This is a genomic window from Variovorax sp. UMC13 (assembly GCF_014170375.1).
Classification (GTDB): domain Bacteria; phylum Pseudomonadota; class Gammaproteobacteria; order Burkholderiales; family Burkholderiaceae_C; genus Variovorax.
In genome coordinates this window covers 1-15,544 of record NZ_LZZW01000024.1, presented here as the reverse complement: position 1 = coordinate 15,544, position 15,544 = coordinate 1, and the positions used below count along the sequence as shown (strand labels likewise).

The 15,544-nt window shown below is 70.4% G+C and carries 14 protein-coding genes; 6 read left to right on the top strand and 8 right to left on the bottom strand.

The features are described 5' to 3' along the window. Window positions 1-18: 18 nt before the first annotated feature. A complete protein-coding gene (locus A9977_RS19420; RefSeq protein WP_183026522.1) occupies window positions 19-1,719 on the bottom strand; it encodes an electron transfer flavoprotein-ubiquinone oxidoreductase in 1,701 nt (566 codons plus the stop codon). A 229-nt stretch (window positions 1,720-1,948) separates the two neighbouring features. Between A9977_RS19420 and A9977_RS19415 the strand changes: the two genes are divergently transcribed. Beyond that, window positions 1,949-2,371 carry a thioesterase family protein gene (locus A9977_RS19415; RefSeq protein WP_183026521.1) on the top strand — a complete coding sequence of 141 codons (423 nt, stop codon included), beginning with the start codon at window positions 1,949-1,951 and terminating at the stop codon, window positions 2,369-2,371. Between the two features lie 19 nt (window positions 2,372-2,390). Here A9977_RS19415 and A9977_RS19410 read toward each other — a convergent pair whose 3' ends face one another. Beyond that, entirely contained in the window at window positions 2,391-3,749 is a 1,359-nt protein-coding gene (locus A9977_RS19410; protein ID WP_183026520.1) for an ATP-binding protein, read from the bottom strand. After that, a complete protein-coding gene (locus tag A9977_RS19405) occupies window positions 3,746-4,420 on the bottom strand; it encodes a response regulator transcription factor (protein WP_183026519.1) in 675 nt (224 codons plus the stop codon). The genes A9977_RS19410 and A9977_RS19405 overlap by 4 nt, the downstream gene beginning before the upstream one ends. Window positions 4,421-4,546: 126 nt before the next feature. Here A9977_RS19405 and A9977_RS19400 point away from each other — a divergent pair, with 126 nt between their 5' ends. Both A9977_RS19400 and A9977_RS19395 read left to right on the top strand, forming a co-directional pair. Beyond that, on the top strand, window positions 4,547-5,293 hold the full coding sequence (locus A9977_RS19400) for a phosphatase PAP2 family protein (protein ID WP_183026518.1): 747 nt from the start codon (window positions 4,547-4,549) through the stop codon (window positions 5,291-5,293). Window positions 5,294-5,339: 46 nt separating this feature from the next. Next, window positions 5,340-7,097, top strand: coding sequence for a phosphoethanolamine transferase (locus A9977_RS19395; protein WP_405054692.1), 1,758 nt, complete (start codon window positions 5,340-5,342; stop codon window positions 7,095-7,097). A gap of 10 nt (window positions 7,098-7,107) precedes the next feature. Here the strand turns inward: A9977_RS19395 and A9977_RS19390 are convergent, their stop codons facing one another. Next, a complete protein-coding gene (locus A9977_RS19390) occupies window positions 7,108-7,686 on the bottom strand; it encodes a peroxidase-related enzyme (protein WP_183026517.1) in 579 nt (192 codons plus the stop codon). 95 nt (window positions 7,687-7,781) lie between these two features. Here A9977_RS19390 and A9977_RS19385 point away from each other — a divergent pair, with 95 nt between their 5' ends. Continuing rightward, entirely contained in the window at window positions 7,782-8,495 is a 714-nt protein-coding gene (locus A9977_RS19385) for a hypothetical protein (protein WP_183026516.1), read from the top strand. Window positions 8,496-8,502: 7 nt separating this feature from the next. Here the strand turns inward: A9977_RS19385 and A9977_RS19380 are convergent, their stop codons facing one another. Together A9977_RS19380 and A9977_RS19375 are read right to left on the bottom strand one after the other, a co-directional pair. Next, entirely contained in the window at window positions 8,503-9,432 is a 930-nt protein-coding gene (locus A9977_RS19380; protein WP_259652056.1) for a DUF6279 family lipoprotein, read from the bottom strand. A 28-nt stretch (window positions 9,433-9,460) separates the two neighbouring features. Then, window positions 9,461-9,709 carry a hypothetical protein gene (locus tag A9977_RS19375; protein ID WP_183026515.1) on the bottom strand — a complete coding sequence of 83 codons (249 nt, stop codon included), beginning with the start codon at window positions 9,707-9,709 and terminating at the stop codon, window positions 9,461-9,463. 139 nt (window positions 9,710-9,848) lie between these two features. Between A9977_RS19375 and A9977_RS19370 the strand changes: the two genes are divergently transcribed. Beyond that, complete coding sequence (locus tag A9977_RS19370) at window positions 9,849-10,253, top strand: FKBP-type peptidyl-prolyl cis-trans isomerase (protein WP_183026514.1); 405 nt, start codon at window positions 9,849-9,851, stop codon at window positions 10,251-10,253. On the opposite strand, the gene A9977_RS19365 is transcribed toward A9977_RS19370, so the two are convergent. Together A9977_RS19365 and A9977_RS34650 are read right to left on the bottom strand one after the other, a co-directional pair. After that, window positions 10,240-11,475, bottom strand: coding sequence for an MFS transporter (locus A9977_RS19365; protein ID WP_310936168.1), 1,236 nt, complete (start codon window positions 11,473-11,475; stop codon window positions 10,240-10,242). The genes A9977_RS19370 and A9977_RS19365 overlap by 14 nt on opposite strands. A 125-nt stretch (window positions 11,476-11,600) precedes the next feature. Further along, window positions 11,601-14,171, bottom strand: a complete 2,571-nt coding sequence (locus A9977_RS34650; protein WP_183026513.1) for an autotransporter outer membrane beta-barrel domain-containing protein — start codon at window positions 14,169-14,171, stop codon at window positions 11,601-11,603. A 247-nt stretch (window positions 14,172-14,418) separates the two neighbouring features. On the opposite strand from A9977_RS34650, the gene A9977_RS19355 reads away from it, so the two are divergent. Continuing rightward, the gene (locus tag A9977_RS19355) at window positions 14,419-15,294 is read left to right on the top strand and encodes an SDR family oxidoreductase (protein ID WP_310936167.1); all 876 of its coding nucleotides are present in this window, start codon (window positions 14,419-14,421) and stop codon (window positions 15,292-15,294) included. Window positions 15,295-15,544: the final 250 nt, after the last annotated feature.

Below are 15,544 nucleotides of genomic sequence, written 5' to 3'. Positions count from 1 at the left end.
AGGCCCCGACCCGCATGCTCACATGCCCACGTAGTTCGGGCCGCCGCCGCCTTCGGGCGTGACCCAGACGATGTTCTGCGTCGGGTCCTTGATGTCGCAGGTCTTGCAGTGCACGCAGTTCTGCGCGTTGATCTGCAGCCGCTCCTTGCCCGCGTTGGCCTCGTCGGGCACGAACTCGTAGACACCGGCCGGGCAGTAGCGCGCCTCTGGGCCCGCGTACTGCGCGAGGTTGACCTTCACCGGCACCGACGCGTCCTTGAGCGTCAGGTGCGCCGGCTGGTTCTCTTCGTGATTGGTGTTGCTGATGAACACGCTCGAGAGCCGGTCGAAGGTCAGCTTGCCGTCGGGCCGCGCGTAGCTGATCTTCTTGCAGGCGGCCGCGGGCTTGAGCCGCGCATGGTCGGCCTCGGTGCGGTGGATGGTCCAGGGGATGTGGCCGCGCAGCACGAACTGCTCGATGCCGGTCATCACCGTGCCCACGGTCAGGCCCTTCTTGAACCACTGCTTGAAGTTGCGCGCCTTGTTGAGCTCGGTGTGCAGCCAGCTGTTCTCGAAGGCGGCCGGGTAGGCGGCCAGCTCGTCGTGCTGGCGGCCCGCGGTCACGGCGTCGAAGGCGGCTTCGGCCGCGAGCATGCCGGTCTTGATCGCGGCATGGCTGCCCTTGATGCGGCTGGCGTTGAGGTAGCCGGCTTCGCAGCCGACCAGCGCGCCGCCCGGGAACACGGTCTTGGGCAGCGAGAGCAGGCCGCCGGCCGTGATCGCGCGCGCGCCGTAGCTCAGGCGCTTGGGCGCCTTCAGGCCCTTGTCCTGGCCTTCGAAGTACCAGCGGATGTGCGGGTGCGTCTTGAAGCGCTGGAACTCCTCGAAGGGGCTCAGGTGCGGGTTCTGGTAGTCGAGGCCGACCACGTAGCCGATGATCAGCTGGTTGTTCTCCGCGTGGTAGACGAAGGAGCCGCCGTAGACGTCCGAGGGCAGCGGCCAGCCGGCCGTGTGGATCGCCAGGCCGGGCTGGTGGCGCGCGGGGTCGATCTCCCACAGCTCCTTGATGCCGATGCCGTAGCTCTGCGGGTCCTTGCCGTCGTCGAGCTTGTATTTCGCGATCAGCTGGCGGCCCAGGTGGCCGCGCGCGCCCTCGGCGAACACCGTGTACTTGCCCAGCAGTTCCATGCCGAGCTGGAAGTTCTCGGTCGGCTCGCCGTCCTTGCCGATGCCGAGGTTGCCGGTCGCCACGCCGCGCACCTTGCCGTCTTCGGTGTAGAGCACTTCGGCGGCCGGGAAGCCGGGGAAGATCTCCACGCCCAGTTCCTCGGCCTGCTGTGCCAGCCACTTCACCACGTTGCCGAGGCTGACGATGTAGTTGCCTTCGTTGTGGAAGTTGTGCGGCAGCATGAAGTTGGGCGTGCGGGTGGCGCCGTTCTCGCTGAGCATCAGGAAGGTGTCGGCCGTCACCGGCTGGTTCAGCGGCGCGCCGCGTTCCTTCCAGTCGGGGATCAGTTCCGACAGCGCGCGTGGGTCCATGATCGCGCCCGACAGGATGTGGGCGCCGGGTTCGGAGCCCTTCTCGAGCACCACGACCGAGATCTCCTTGTCGTTCTGCGCGGCCAGTTGCTTGAGGCGGATGGCGGTCGAGAGTCCGGCGGGGCCGCCGCCGACGACGACGACGTCGTACTCCATGGCTTCGCGGGGTCCGAACTGGGCAAGGATTTCGTCGTGGGTCATTTGTGGGAAGTCTCGTCGATAGGGTGGGAGTGGGCCCGGCACCGCAGAGCCGTACGTTCTTGCAACATTTTATGCGGCTGCTTGCACGCTCCCCGAGCGCGCGCTGCACAGGGTAAGCGTCACCTGCGCGACCGGCAGTCCCCGCGGGGACGCGTGGACAATGTGCAACGCGCTTCCGAAGGGGGCGCAGCCTGGCCCCGAGCCTCCCGTTTTCTCAAGGCGCTACCCGATGAAGATTGAAATCCCCGAGCACAAGAAGCTCGTCTACGAGACCGCCATTCCCATCCGCTGGGGCGACATGGACGCCATGGGCCACCTCAACAACGGCACCTACTTCCGCTACATGGAGACCGCGCGCATCGACTGGATGCGCTCGATCGGCTTCGAGCCCGACCCCAAGGGTGAGGGCATGGTGATCGTCAATGCCTTCTGCAACTTCTACCGCCAGATCGAGTACCCGGGCGACGTGCTGCTGAAGATGTACGTGAGCGACCCGGGCCGCACCACCTTCGAGAGCTGGGCCACGATGGCGCGTGCCGAGGCGCCCGAGACGGTCTGCGCGGCCGGCGGCGCGACCACGATCTGGGTCGACTTCCCGAAGCAGAAGGCCATGACCCTGCCCGACTGGCTGCGCGAGATCGTCACGGTCTGAGCCGCGACGCGCCGCGGGCTCAGGCCGGCTGCAGCACGATGCGGGCCTCGAAGCCCGTGGCGGCGCCCGCGGGTGGCGAGCGCAGCTCGAGGCGCGCGTCGTGCTTCTGCACGATGGTCGCGACGATCGACAGGCCCAGGCCGTAGCCAGCGTGTTCGGCGCTGTGGCGCACATGGCGCTTGCGCAGCGTGCCCAGTGCGGCCTCGCTCACGCCCGGACCGGCGTCGCGCACCACCAGCGAGCAGTCGGCCTCGACCGCGAGCTGCACCGGGCCGTCGCCGCCGTAGCGCAGCGCGTTCTCCACCAGGTTGCGCAGCGCGATCGCCAGCACGTCGAAGTCGCCCAGCACCACGGGGGGCTCGCCGCTGTCGGGCACCGACAGGTCGAGCCGGTCGAGCACGCGCGCGTCCTGCCAGAACTCCTGCGCCACGGTCGCGGCCAGCTGCGCCAGGTCGACGCGCTCGCGCGAGAAGGAGGCACCCGATTCGGCGCGCGACAGCTGCAGCAGCTTCTCGGTGCGTTGGCTCAGCACGCGCAGCGCATCGAGCGCGGCCTCGATGTCCTCGCGCCGCAGCTCGTGCTCCAGCGCCGTCTGCAGCCGCAGCCGCGCCGAGGCCAGCGGCGTGCGCAGTTCGTGGGCCGCGTTGGCCGCCAGCGCGCGCTCGACGTCCAGCGATTGCGACAGGCGATCGAGCAGCCGGTTCACATGGTCGCCCACCGACTGCAGCTCCTGCGGCAGGCCGGGCAGGGTGATCGGCCGCAGGTCGGCGCCGCTGCGCTCGCCGATCTCCGCCGCCAGGCGCTGCAGCACCTGCAGTTCCTCGCGCGCGATCTTGCGCAGCACCAAGGCCAGCACCGGCAGCACCGCGCCCAGCGGGATGATCAGCCCGAACAGGGTGCGGTTGAGCGTGACGCGCCGCTCGTCGAGCGGATCGGCCACCTGCAGGTAGAGGTCGCGGTTGGGATGGCGCACCGTGTAGATGCGCCAGGCCTCGTCGTTGGAGAAGCCCGCGGCCAGCGGCACGTCGAACACATTGCCCGGCGTTTCGGCCGACCGCAGCAGCACCCGCTCGTTCTTGTCGACCACCTGGAACATCACCGCGGCATCGGCGAAGGTGGGCGTCGGCGCGATGAGGAACTTCCCGTCGGGCACTTCGCCGGCGCGACGGTCGAACTCGTCGAGTGCGATGTCGAACATGCGGTGCGAGACCTCGACCAGCTCGTTGTCGAAGTTGTAGTTGATCTCGCGGTCCACATACCAGACCACGCCGATCACGCACAGCAGCCAGACCCCGCCGACCCACAGGATGAGCGTCTGGATCAGGCGGCCGGCCAGGGTCTGGCGCGGGGCCGACGCGGCAGGGAGCGCGGTGTTCACTCGTCGTCACCGACTGCGTTGACCAGCCGGTAGCCCAGGCCGCGCAGGGTCTGGATGTGGTTGCGGCCCAGCTTGCGGCGCAGCCGGCTGACGAAGACCTCGAGCGTGTTGCTGTCGGCCTCGTCGTCGAAGCCGTAGAGCGCGTCCTGCAGGTTCTCGCGCGTGTGGATGCGGTCGGGCCGGGTGGCCATCACGCGCAGCAGCGACCACTCCTTCTGCGTCAGCGCGACCGGCATGCCGTTGCGCCGCACCAGCTCGTGCGACAGGTCGATCTGCAGGTCGCCCAGCTCGATGATCGGCGCGCTGGCCGCGCTGCGGCGTCGCTCGACGGCGCGCAGCCGGGCCAGCAGCTCGCCGGGGTCGTAGGGCTTGATGAGGTAGTCGTCGGCGCCGGCATCGAGGCCCCGGATCCGGTCGGAGACCTGGTCGCGCGCCGTGAGCACGATCACGATCGGGCGCTCCTTGATGGCGCGGATCTGCGGCAGCAGCGACAGGCCGTCGCCATCGCCCAGGTGCAGGTCGAGCAGCACCGCCGCGTACTGCGCCGAGTGCAGCGCGGCCGAGGCCTCGGCCAGGCTGGCACAGGCATCGACCACGAAGGCCTTGGCCCGCAGGTAACCGCAGACCGCCTCGGACAGCGTGACATCGTCTTCGACCAGCAGAACGCGCACGGAAGGCACCTCCAAAAGAGCGCAAGTCTAGCGAAGCGCGCGCTTCAGGCGCCGTTCATCCTGCGTCGCTAGGCTCGCCTCCATCGTCGACCGGCTTCTCCCGAATGGGCCTTGCGCCCGTTGTGCATGTTCTTCAGTTCCCACATTCCCGTCACATCCTCCTTCGACTTCGGTGCCACTTCGATCGGCAGGTCCAGGGTCCTCATCGTCACGCTCGCCGGCCTGCTCGCGCTGCTGCTCTGGGACGCGAGCGGGCTCGACCTCACGCTGGCCCGCTGGGCCGGCGGTGCGCACGGCTTCGCACTGCGCGACGATCCGGTCTTCATCAACGTCTTTCATGAGGCGCCGCGGCTGCTGAGCTGGCTGTGCGTGGCCGGCCTGCTGGCCGCCATCCGATGGCCCTTAGGCCTGCTGCGCCGCCTGGCGCGGTCCGAGCGCGTGCAGCTCGCGCTGACCGTGCTGGCCTCGGTGATCGCCGTGTCGCTGGTCAAGCGCGGCAGCCATTCCAGCTGCCCCTGGGACCTGCGCGAGTTCGGCGGCACGGCGGCCTATGTCTCTCACTGGGCTTGGGGCGTGCACGACGGCGGTCCGGGCGGTTGCTTTCCCGCGGGCCATGCCTCCGCGGCCTTCGCCTATGTGGGCGGCTGGTTCGTGCTGCGGCGGCGCATGCCGCGCGCCGCCGCCTCCTGGCTCGCGGCCGCGCTGGTCCTGGGGCTGGCGCTGGGCTTGGCGCAGCAGTGGCGCGGTGCGCATTACATGAGCCACACGCTGTGGAGCGCATGGTTCTGCTGGTCGGTCGGCTGGCTCGGGGACCTGCTCGCGCACAGCCTTCGGCGCACCCGCGCCGTGGCGCCCAAGCTGAATGAATGCTGAACGAGGCGTTCAGGCAGGTTTCAGTCCTGCCTCTCACCATCGGTTGATGACTGCTTCCCTTCCAACGGCATCGTTGCCACTCGAGCCCCTCGCACCGCCGCGCGCGCTGACCGCCTTGTCGCTCCCTCGTCCCGCCTGGCTGCTGGCCCTCGATGCCTGGATGGCGCGACCGCGCTCCGCGCAGGCGGTGGTGATCGGTCTTTCGCTCTACCTGCTGCTGGCGGCCAACTGGGCGCTGTGGCTGGAACTCGCGCGCATCGGCGGCGCGCCCAGCGTCTACATGCGTTCGGTCGGCGCGATGGCCGTGATGATCGGCTTCGGCACCGTGGCGCTGCTGTCGCTCACCGCCTGGTCGCGCTGGATGAAGCCGCTGTGGTTCTTCGTCGTGCTGATCGCGGCCGTGGCCCAGCACTACATGCTGACCTACCGCGTGGTGATCGACCCCACCATGGCCGCCAACGCGCTGCAGACCGACATGCACGAGACGCGCGACCTGCTGAGCTGGCGCCTGCTGTTCAACGTGCTGCTGGTGACGGCGCTGCCCGCCTGGTGGCTGCTGCGCGTGCGCGTGCTGCCGATGCGGACCTGGAGCCAGATCTGGCGCAATGGCGCGCTGTTGGTCGCGACGCTGGCGGTGGGCATCGCCGCCACGGCCGCGATGTCGCGCGAAGTCGCGCCGCTCATGCGCAACCACGTCACGCTGCGCTACATGATGAACCCGCTGGCCACGGTCTACTCGGCCGGCACGGCCGCCATCCGGCCGCTGTTCAAGCGCAGCCGCAAGCTGATCCCCATCACGGCCGGCGCGGCGCTGGGCCCGAGCTACGCGGCGCAGGCCAGGCCGCCGCTGTTCGTGATGGTGGTGGGCGAGACGGCGCGCTCCGATCACTTCGCGCTCAACGGCTACGCACGCGACACCACGCCCGCACTCGCGGCGCGCGAGGTGCTGAGCTGGCGCAACGTGCACTCCTGCGGCACCAACACGCTGGCCTCGGTGCCCTGCATGTTCTCCTCGCTGGGCAAGAAGGGCTACGAGGGCCGCAAGGACGACTACGAGAACCTGCTCGATGTGGCGCAGGCCGCGGGCCTGGCTGTGCTGTGGATCGACAACCAGGCCGGTTGCAAGGGCGTGTGCGACCGCGTGCCCCACACCTCGGCCGCCGTTGGCCTGTCCGCCGAAGCGAAGGGCAAGCTCTGCGACGGCGACGAGTGCCTCGACGACGTGATGCTCAAGAACATCGACCAGCGCATCGCGGCGCTGCCGGCCGAGCGGCGCCAGCGCGGCGTGCTGCTGGTGCTGCACCAGATGGGCAGCCACGGCCCGTCCTATGCGAAGCGCTCGTCGGCCGAGACCAAGCGCTTCGTGCCCGAGTGCAAGACCAACGTGCTGGCCGACTGCAGCCATGGCGAGCTCATGAACGCCTACGACAACTCGATCGCCCACACCGACCGCTTCCTGGCCCGCACCATCGACTGGCTCAAGAGCCAGTCGCCAAACTTCGACACCGGCCTGCTCTACATGAGCGACCATGGCGAGTCGCTGGGCGAATACGGCTTGTTCCTGCACGGCCTGCCCTACAACATCGCACCCGAAGTGCAGAAGCACGTGCCCATGGTCGCGTGGATCGGGGAGGGCCTGAAGGCGCGTGAACACCTGTCGACCGCCTGCCTGCGCAACGACCGCGATGCGGAGCTCACGCACGACAACCTGTACCACACGCTGCTGGGCGTGCTCGACCTCAGGACGCCGACCTACCAGCCCACGCTCGACGCCTTTGCACGCTGCAAGGGCGCCGGGGCCTGAGTCGCGCTGGCTATTTCTTTTCTCTTGGCAGGCGGCCCATCAGGAAGAATTCTGGATTCGGCTGCATCCCGGTGAAGCTCGCCATCCGGTTCGACAGCCCGAAGAAGGCCGTGATCGCGCCGATGTCCCAGATGTCCTCGTCGTCGAAGCCGTGCGCATGCAGCGCGGCGAAGTCCGCGTCGTCGACCTCGTGCGAGCGGTCGCAGACCTTCATCGCGAAGTCGAGCATCGCGCGCTGGCGCGGCGTGATGTCGGCCTTGCGGTAGTTCACCGCCACCTGGTCCGCCACCAGCGGCTTCTTCTCGTAGATGCGCAGCAGCGCGCCGTGCGCCACCACGCAGTAGAGGCACTGGTTGGCCGCGCTGGTGGTGGTGACGATCATCTCGCGGTCGCCCTTGGTCAGCGAGCCTTCCTCCTTGAGCATCAGCGCGTCGTGGTAGGCGAAGAAGGCGCGCCATTCGGCCGGTCGGCGCGCGAGCGCGAGGAACACGTTGGGCACGAAGCCGGCCTTCTCCTGGACCGCGAGCACGGCGGTGCGGATGTCCTCGGGCAGGTCCTTCAGTTCGGCCAGCGGGTAGCGTGATGTCATGGGTGTCTCCGTCGTTTGATCGCCCATCATAGGCAGCGTGGAGGCCCCTTTTAGGTCTACCCTCGAGGACCGTCCACTCGCCTCCACCCGACACCATGCGCAACGCCCTCGACTTCAGCTCCTGGCAAGGCCTGCTCTCCACGCTGCTCGGCCTGGTGCTGGTGTCGCTGATCGCGGTCGGCATCCGCCTGGTCGTGATGCACAGCGTGCAGCAGCGGCGCGAGCGGCAGAACCGCCAGATCAACGAGCGGCTCAAGACGCTGATCGCGGCCTACAAGACGCTGGGCGGCTCGTTCACCGGCGACCTGGCGGTCGACCCGAGTCATCTGCGCGAACTGCGTGCGCGCGCCGGTGCCGCGCAGGCGGCGCTCGATGCCGCGGAGGGCGTGACGGCCGTGGCGCCGACGGTGCGCGAGGACACCGGCTCGGACCGCCGTCGCCGGGTGCGCGACGCGGTCGAGGCGGCGCTCTCCGACGTGATCCTGCTGGGCACGCACGAACAGGTGCGCATGGCCGCCGAGGCAGCCAACGACATGGTGGCGGGCCGGCCGATCGAGACCGCCGCGCTGGTCGCGTCCCTGCGCGGCTTCATCCGCGACGTGCTCGACCTCGAGGTCATCCCGGCCTCGCTGGCCATTCCCAAGCAGGGGCCGCTGCGCGTCAGTGGCGGCAGCGGGCGGGCCGGGGCTGGCGGCGCGGCGAAGGGCGCAGCCAAAGGGGGCGGTGGGCAGGGCGGTGGCGGCATGGGCGGCGGCTTCGGCACGCACGCGGACCCCGCGCGCGACGAGTCCGCCGCCAACGGCCACTGAGGCGGCCTCAGGGCGCGAGCTGTTCCGACGGCAGGCGCGACGGGGTGGCACGCGGCGTGGCGATCAGCTCGCGCACATCCCGTGCGTAGCCCATCAGCCGGCGTGCGGCGCGTTCGCGCTGGTCCGGGCGCGTGAGCTGGTGCAGCGCCGCGATGTTGGCGCAGCTTTCCTGCAGCAGGGCCTGCTGGTAGGCCTGCCACGGCCCGGCCGGCGGATGCGCGACGCGTTGCGCGTAGGCGTCGATGGCGGCGCGCACCTCGGGCACCGGCGCCGCCTGCCGGCTGAAGCGCCGCAGCAGCGCCAGCGACTCCTGCTGCCGCTGGCGCCGCTCGGCGTCGACGCGGCGCGGGTCGAAGATCGAGCGGTCCACCGCTTCGCGCAGCCACTGGCGCTGGGCGCTGTCGAGCGAACCGTAGAAATCCTCGCTGCGGTCGAGGAAGTCCTGGTAGCGCTTCTGGTGCTGCTGCGCCACGCTGCGTTCCAGCCAGTCGCGTGCATAGGTCGCATTGTTCTTCGCGTACTTGCGCTCGACCTGGCGCAGCTGCGTCTCGTCGAGACTGGCCACCAGTTCGGCGCCAGCTTGCGAGGCCTCGAGTGCCGTGGCGAGCAGGCGATCCCGGACCTCGTCGCCGACCGCGCAGACTTCCGAGGCCGTCACGTCGGTCGGTGCCTGGGCCGCGGCCTTCTCGAGCAGCGACTGGAACTTCGGCAGCTCGTTGCGCCGATGGCTTTCCAGCAGCGCCGCGAGTTGTTCGCGCACCCTGGGCGTCTGGCCGCTGTTGAAGTCCACATAGCCGTCGAGCCACCAGTAGCCAAGTTCAGGCAGGTTGTTGTAGGCCAGCTTGACGGCGCTGCATCCCGCCAGTGCCGCGCCCAGGAGCAGCGCGCAACCGACCCTCGACCACCGGGCCAGGGGCCAGAGCCGCGGTCGCTTCAAGGACGTGCCTGCTGGGGAAGGGGAAGGATCAGCCCGCGTCCTTCAAGGCCTTCTTGGCCTTGTCGGCGGAGTTCTGCGAACGGTTCTTGTGGTAGCCCGACTTGACGTTGTTGACCGCCTTGCCCACCGGTCCGCTCTTCTTGGCCTCGTTGTCGGCGCGCTTCTCGTCGATCTTGTGCTTGGCGGCGTCGGTGGCTTCCGAGGCGGCCTTGCCGACCTGTGCGCCGGCGGTCAAAACGGTGAGGGAGGCAGCGAGCACGAACAGCATTTTCTTCATCGGGTTCTCCAGAAATTGATCCAAGCCTCGACTAGACACGCTGCCGGGCGCCGGCCCTGTCAGCCGCCGCCGCGCCTGCCTGTGGTGGCGCAACGCCAGCCCGCAATAATGGGGCTTTCATCCCTCCAAGGACAACCCCGTGCGATTTCTGCTGTGTGCTTCCCTCCTGTGCCTTTCCTCGGCCGCCTTCGCCCAGAGCGCGCCGGTCACCACGCCCAGCGGCCTGATCTACCAGTCGCTCAAGGACGGCACCGGCGCCTCGCCCACGGCCAGCGACACCGTCAAGGTGCACTACCGCGGCACCTTCCCCGACAGCGGCAAGGAGTTCGACAGCTCCTACAAGCGCGGCGAGCCGATCGAGTTTCCGCTGTCGGGCGTGATCGCCTGCTGGACCGAAGGCGTGCAGAAGATGAAGCCCGGCGGCAAGGCCAAGCTGGTGTGCCCGCCGGCCATCGCCTACGGTGCGCGCGGCGCGGGCGGCGTGATCCCGCCCAACGCCACGCTCAACTTCGAGGTCGAGCTGATCTCGGTCAAGGGGCGCTGAGCGCGGCGGCGCGCGGCGCGCGCCCCAGCACGGCCGCCACCGCGGCGGCTGCGAGCACCAGCACGCTGCCCAGCAGCATCGCGCTCGCGATGCCCCGGCCGTCGACCGCCAGGCCGCCCAGCAGCGCGCCCGAGGCGATCGCGACCTGGAAGGCCGTGACCAGCATGGCCTGGCCTGCTTCCGGCGCCTCGGGCAGCGCCTTGAGCATCCAGCCCGTAGCCGAGACCGGCACCATGCCGAAGGCCACGCCCCAGGCCAGCACCACCACCGCACCCGCGGCCACGCCCGCGCCGATCAATGTCGAGACGGCCAGCGAAGCTGCCAGCAGCAGGGCGGTGGCCATCACCGCCGTCAGCGGGCTGCGCGCCACGATGCGCCCGCCGATGAAGTTGCCCACGAAGCCCGCCGCGCCGTAGACCAGCAGCAGGGCCGTGACCAGTGCCGGCGAGAGGCCGAAGATCTGTTGCAGCAGCGGCTTGAGGTAGGTGTAGGCCGCGAAGTGCCCGGCCACCATCAGCACCACCGCGGCCAGGCCGACGGCCGCCAGGCGGCGCGTCAGCGGCGTGAGCAGGTCGCGCGGCCGGATGGCGCGCAGCGCCGGCAGCGCGGGCAGCAGCCACAGCTGCACCGCCAGCACCACCGCGGTCAGCAGCGCCGAGGCCGCGAAGGCCGAGCGCCAGCCCGCGATGCTGCCCAGCAGCGCGCCGGCCGGCACGCCGAGCACTGTGCCCACCGAGATGCCGGCCAGGATCATCGACATCGCGCGCGGCTGGTCGGCCGGCGGCACCAGCTGCGTGCCCACGGCCGGCGCGAAGGACCAGAAGCCGCCCACGCACAGGCCCAGCAGCAGGCGCGCCACCAGCATGGTCGAGAAGCTGGGCGCGAAGGCGGCCAGCAGGTTCGACACCAGCAGCAGCGCCGTCAGCGCCAGCACCACGGTGCGCCGGTCGAGCCGGCCCGCGGCCACGGTCAGCGCCGGCGCGGCGAAGGCGGCCAGCACGCCCGGCATCGTGACCATCAGGCCCGCGGTGCCGTCGGACACGTTCAGGCCACGCGCGATGTCGGTGAGCAGGCCGACCGGCAGGAACTCGGTCGTGACCATCACGAAGGTGCCCACGGCGATCGAGCCGACCGCGAGCCAGGCCGAGCGGGGCGCCGCGGCGGCGGGCGCGAGCGCCGGGGTGGCGACGCTGTCGTCGCAGGTGGTGCAGGAAGGGGACACGGGGAGGGGCTCCGAGGGGCGTATGTGCAAACCCTGGAGTGTGGGCACCGCGGCGCTTCAGACCAAGCCACCGGACGGCCCCAGTGTGTTTCCCCGGCGCCAACAATCGCGGCGCCCGGGCGTCCCTACCAGTGGACCCGAAGCCCCAGCTGGCCCTGCACGCTGCGCAGTTCCGTGGCGCCCAGCGCGCGCGTGGCCGACAGGCCGGCGTACAGCGAGACCGCGCTGCCGACCTGGCCCGTGATGCCCGCGCCCAGCTCGAGCGCGCTGGCGTTGCGCTGCGTCCGTACCGTGTCGCCGGCGCCGAACACCGCGTCGGTGCTGCCGCGCAGCGTATGCCACAGGTTGAGCTTGAGGTAGGGCTTCCAGCTGCCGGTGGCGCCGACCGTGCCATGCAGCCGCGCGCCCAGCCGCGCCATCACCGCGTTGTCGTGGTCGAAGCGGACGGTGGCGATGCCGTCGTCGATGTCGTCGAGCGAACTGCGCTGCCAGATGAGCTGGGCCTGCGGTTCGAGCACCGCGCTGCCGCCCAGCGCCACCGGATAGCCGGCCTCGATCGAGGCGGTGAACAGGTCGCCGCGTGGCTTGCCGCCCCGGCCCAGCGTCGACAGCGCATCGGCCTTGTAGCGCGTGCCCATGAGCACCGCATCGCTGTACCAGCCCGTGGCGCCGATGTGGGTCCAGTAGGCGCCCAGGCTGTAGCCCTCGACCACCAGCTGGCCGACCTTGGTCTTGGTCGCGCCGTCGGCCATGCCGCTCGCGTCGCCGCTGCCGCGGGTGTAGCCGGCCATCAGCCCGGCGCGGTCGCTGCTGCCGCCGTCGCCGCGGCGCGAGAGCAGGTCGTGCCCGAGCTGCAGCCCGCTCAGCGTACCGTCGAACTGCGGGCGCGTGTCGCCATCGAGCTGTTGCTTCGTGCGCTGCCCGAAGACGCGGGCCCAGGAGGCGGGCGCGTTGGCGTCGCGCAGCAGCAGGCCGGTGTCGCCCTGGCGCTCGTTGAAGCTGCCGAGCTGCGCGATGCCGAGCTGGCGCACGACGATCGGGATCGTGCTGTAGAGCGCGACCTCGGGCCGGTACAGCGTGACGGGTGCCACCGACAGCGGCGGCGCGGCGGGATTGGCGGCGGCGGCCTCGGCGATCACGGTCGCGGCTTCCTCGGGCGAGCCGACCACGGTGCCGCCCACGGCCAGTGCGTTGGTGCGCAGATACCAGCTCTGCGCGGCGTCGCCGGTCGAAGCGCTGGCGCCGCCACGGAACAGGCGGTAGGCATAGGCGCCGGCCTCGACCGGCTGCGCGAGCGCGAAGGCATTCGCGGTGGTGCGCGCGCCGTTGACGGCCTGCACCAGCACGATGCCGTCGGCCACGGTCGCCGCGCCGGCGCCGCCGCGGTTGAGGACCTGGATGCGCGTGTCGCCCGAGGCCGTGCCGCCGTCGATCACCAGCCGGTCGGCCGGCGAGCCGTCACTGCCGAGCACGCTGTGGACCTGCAGCAGCGCGCCGCTGCCCACGTAGTTGCCACGCACCGTGAGTGCGCCGTAGCCGTTGCCCGCGCCGGGCCCGGGCTGCCAGCTGCCCTGGTTGCTCACGTTGTCCGCGAAGGTGCCGGTGCCCGCGACCACCGTGCCGGGCAGCACGGTGATGCCGGGGCTGCTCAGTGTGCCGGTCACTTCGAAGCGGCCGCTCTCGACGCGGATGCTGTTGGCGAAGCTGGCGTCGGTGCTCCAGCGCCAGTCGCTGCCACGCATCGTGAGGTTCTGGAAGTTGCGGAAGGTGTTGTCGACCGTGCCGCTGCCTTCGAGGAAGGTGTCGCTGCGCGCGCCGCCGCCGTCGGCCGCGCCGCGGATCGCCGAGCCGGTCTGCAGGATCAGCGTGCCCGTGCCCAGCGGGCCCATGAAGATCGCGCCGTCCTGCGCCGCGCCGCCGGCGCCTTCGATCAGGCCGGCGTTGACCAGCACGTCGTTGCCGTTCTGCCCGCGGTAGCCGTAGGAACTCGCGCTCGAGATCACGCCGCCCGCGCGGTTCTCCACCCGCGAGAAGAAGCTGGCGGCGCCCACGGTGTTGGCATGCACCGCGTCGGCGAAGCCCGCGGTGGCCGAGGTGTTGGCGCCCAGGGCTCGAATGGTGCCGGTGTTGACCAATACGTTGGCCACCCCGTTGCCGCCCTGCAGGTACACGCCCTTGGAGGCGGTACCGCTGACCGTGATGCTGCCGCTGTTGCTCACGGTGTTGCCCGGACCGAAGGTGAAGATGCCGTGCGAGCTGCCGCCGGTGGTCGCGATGCTGCCGGTGTTGGTCAGCGTGCTGCGCGTGCTGCTGCCCGAGGGCGTGGCCATGCCCGCGGTGCCGCCGCTGGTGGTGCGGATGCTGCCGTTGTTCGTGAGCACGTTGTCGTCACCGGTCGCGGCCATGGCGGCCCGCGCGGCGCCCGCGCCGCCCGAGACCGTGATGCTGCCGTTGTTGGTGATGCGGCTGCGGTCGCCCACCACCAGCGCCTGGGTGGCGTTGGTGCTCAGCGAGGCGCCGGTGTCGACGGTGATCGTGACCTCGGTGCTGCCCGGCGCGGCCTGCACGTTGGTCGCGCCGGTGGTGCTGCCCTGGCAGACCACGCTGTCGCCGGTGCCGGGGAAGAGCGTGGGACCGCAGGCGGCTTCGGCCGTGCCGCCGGCCAGTCCCGTGAGGGCGGCCAGTGCGGCGGCCACCGTGGCCCGCGGTCTTCCTCCAGGTCGGCGCGTCGTGGTGAGGGGGAGGGGAAGGCGCTGCGTGTCAACGGGCATGAGGGCTCCTCAAGGTGTCGCGGCCAGGATGGTCGCTGCATTGTGAGTGCTCGTTAACAATTGAGACACCATTGGAATTTCCGGGTTGCGCACGGGCCCCAGACCTGTTTCGATCCGGCTGACCGCTGCGAAGGAACCCCATGCCCCCTCCCATCGTCCCCTGGCCGGCCGCGTGGCCGTGGTCACCGGCGCCAGCCGCGGCGCCGGGCGCGGCATCGCGATCGAACTGGGCGCGGCCGGCGCCACGGTCTATGTCACCGGCCGCAGCACGCGCGAGCGGCCGGCCGCCGGCTACGAACAGCTGCTCGCGCCGTCGCAACTGGCGACGCTGCCGGGCAGCATCGACGCGACCGCCGAGGAGGTCGCGCAAGCGGGCGGGCGAGGCATCGCCGTGGCCTGCGACCACGGCCGGGACGACGAGGTGGCGGCGCTGTTCGAGCGGGTGCAGCGCGAGCAGAGCCGGCTCGACCTGCTGGTGAACAACGCCTGGGGCGGGCACCAGAGCTTCGACGGCGTGTTCGATGCGCCGTTCTGGACCCGGCCGCTGTCGTCGAGCTGGGAGTCGATGTTCGAGCACGGTGTGCGCCACCACCTGCTGGCCAGCCGCCATGCGGCGCCACGGATGGTGGCGCAGCGCGGCGGCCTGATCGTGACCACCACCTTCTGGGACCGCGGCCACTACATCGCCGGCAACCTGTACTACGACCTGGCCAAGGCCGCGATGACCCGACTGGCTTTCGGCATGGCGCAGGAGCTGCGCGCGCACCAGGTCACCTCGCTGGCCGTGTCGCCGGGCTGGATGCGCACCGAGTTCGTGTTGGCCGGTCACCAGACCGACGAGGCGCACTGGACCGAGCGGCCCGCGCTGGCGCGCACCGAGTCGCCCCGCTACCTGGGCCGCGCCGTGGCCGCACTGGCGGCCGACCCGGCGGTGATCGCCCGCACCGGCCAGGTGCTGCGCGTGGCCGACCTCGCGACCGCGTACGGCTTTACCGACGTCGATGGCCGGTGGGTGCCGGCCTTCGAGATGGAAGATGCCCAGGGTTGAAGCGTGGACCGCGGTGTCCGACGCAGACTCATCCGGCAAAGCTATGGCCCAGCAAAATCCATTGCAATAAACATCTTCTTACTTTCATGTGCGCTCACTAAGATTCGCGGCCGCCGCAGGCAGCCGTGCTGTCCTGGCGGTCATAACGACATGAAAAAAAGGTTGCTGAAGATGAGTTCGTCGAGATCGTGGGGACGCGCGCTGGGCTGCGCTGCGCTGATTGCGGCTTTGGCTGCGTGTGGTGGGGGTG

Coding starts and splice junctions, on each gene's coding strand:
- A9977_RS19420 (WP_183026522.1), bottom strand. CDS start 1,719: ATGACCCACGACGAAATCCTTGCCCAGTTCGGACCCCGCGAAGCCATG.
- A9977_RS19415 (WP_183026521.1), top strand. CDS start 1,949: ATGAAGATTGAAATCCCCGAGCACAAGAAGCTCGTCTACGAGACCGCC.
- A9977_RS19400 (WP_183026518.1), top strand. CDS start 4,547: ATGTTCTTCAGTTCCCACATTCCCGTCACATCCTCCTTCGACTTCGGT.
- A9977_RS19395 (WP_405054692.1), top strand. CDS start 5,340: ATGACTGCTTCCCTTCCAACGGCATCGTTGCCACTCGAGCCCCTCGCA.
- A9977_RS19390 (WP_183026517.1), bottom strand. CDS start 7,686: ATGACATCACGCTACCCGCTGGCCGAACTGAAGGACCTGCCCGAGGAC.
- A9977_RS19385 (WP_183026516.1), top strand. CDS start 7,782: ATGCGCAACGCCCTCGACTTCAGCTCCTGGCAAGGCCTGCTCTCCACG.
- A9977_RS19375 (WP_183026515.1), bottom strand. CDS start 9,709: ATGAAGAAAATGCTGTTCGTGCTCGCTGCCTCCCTCACCGTTTTGACC.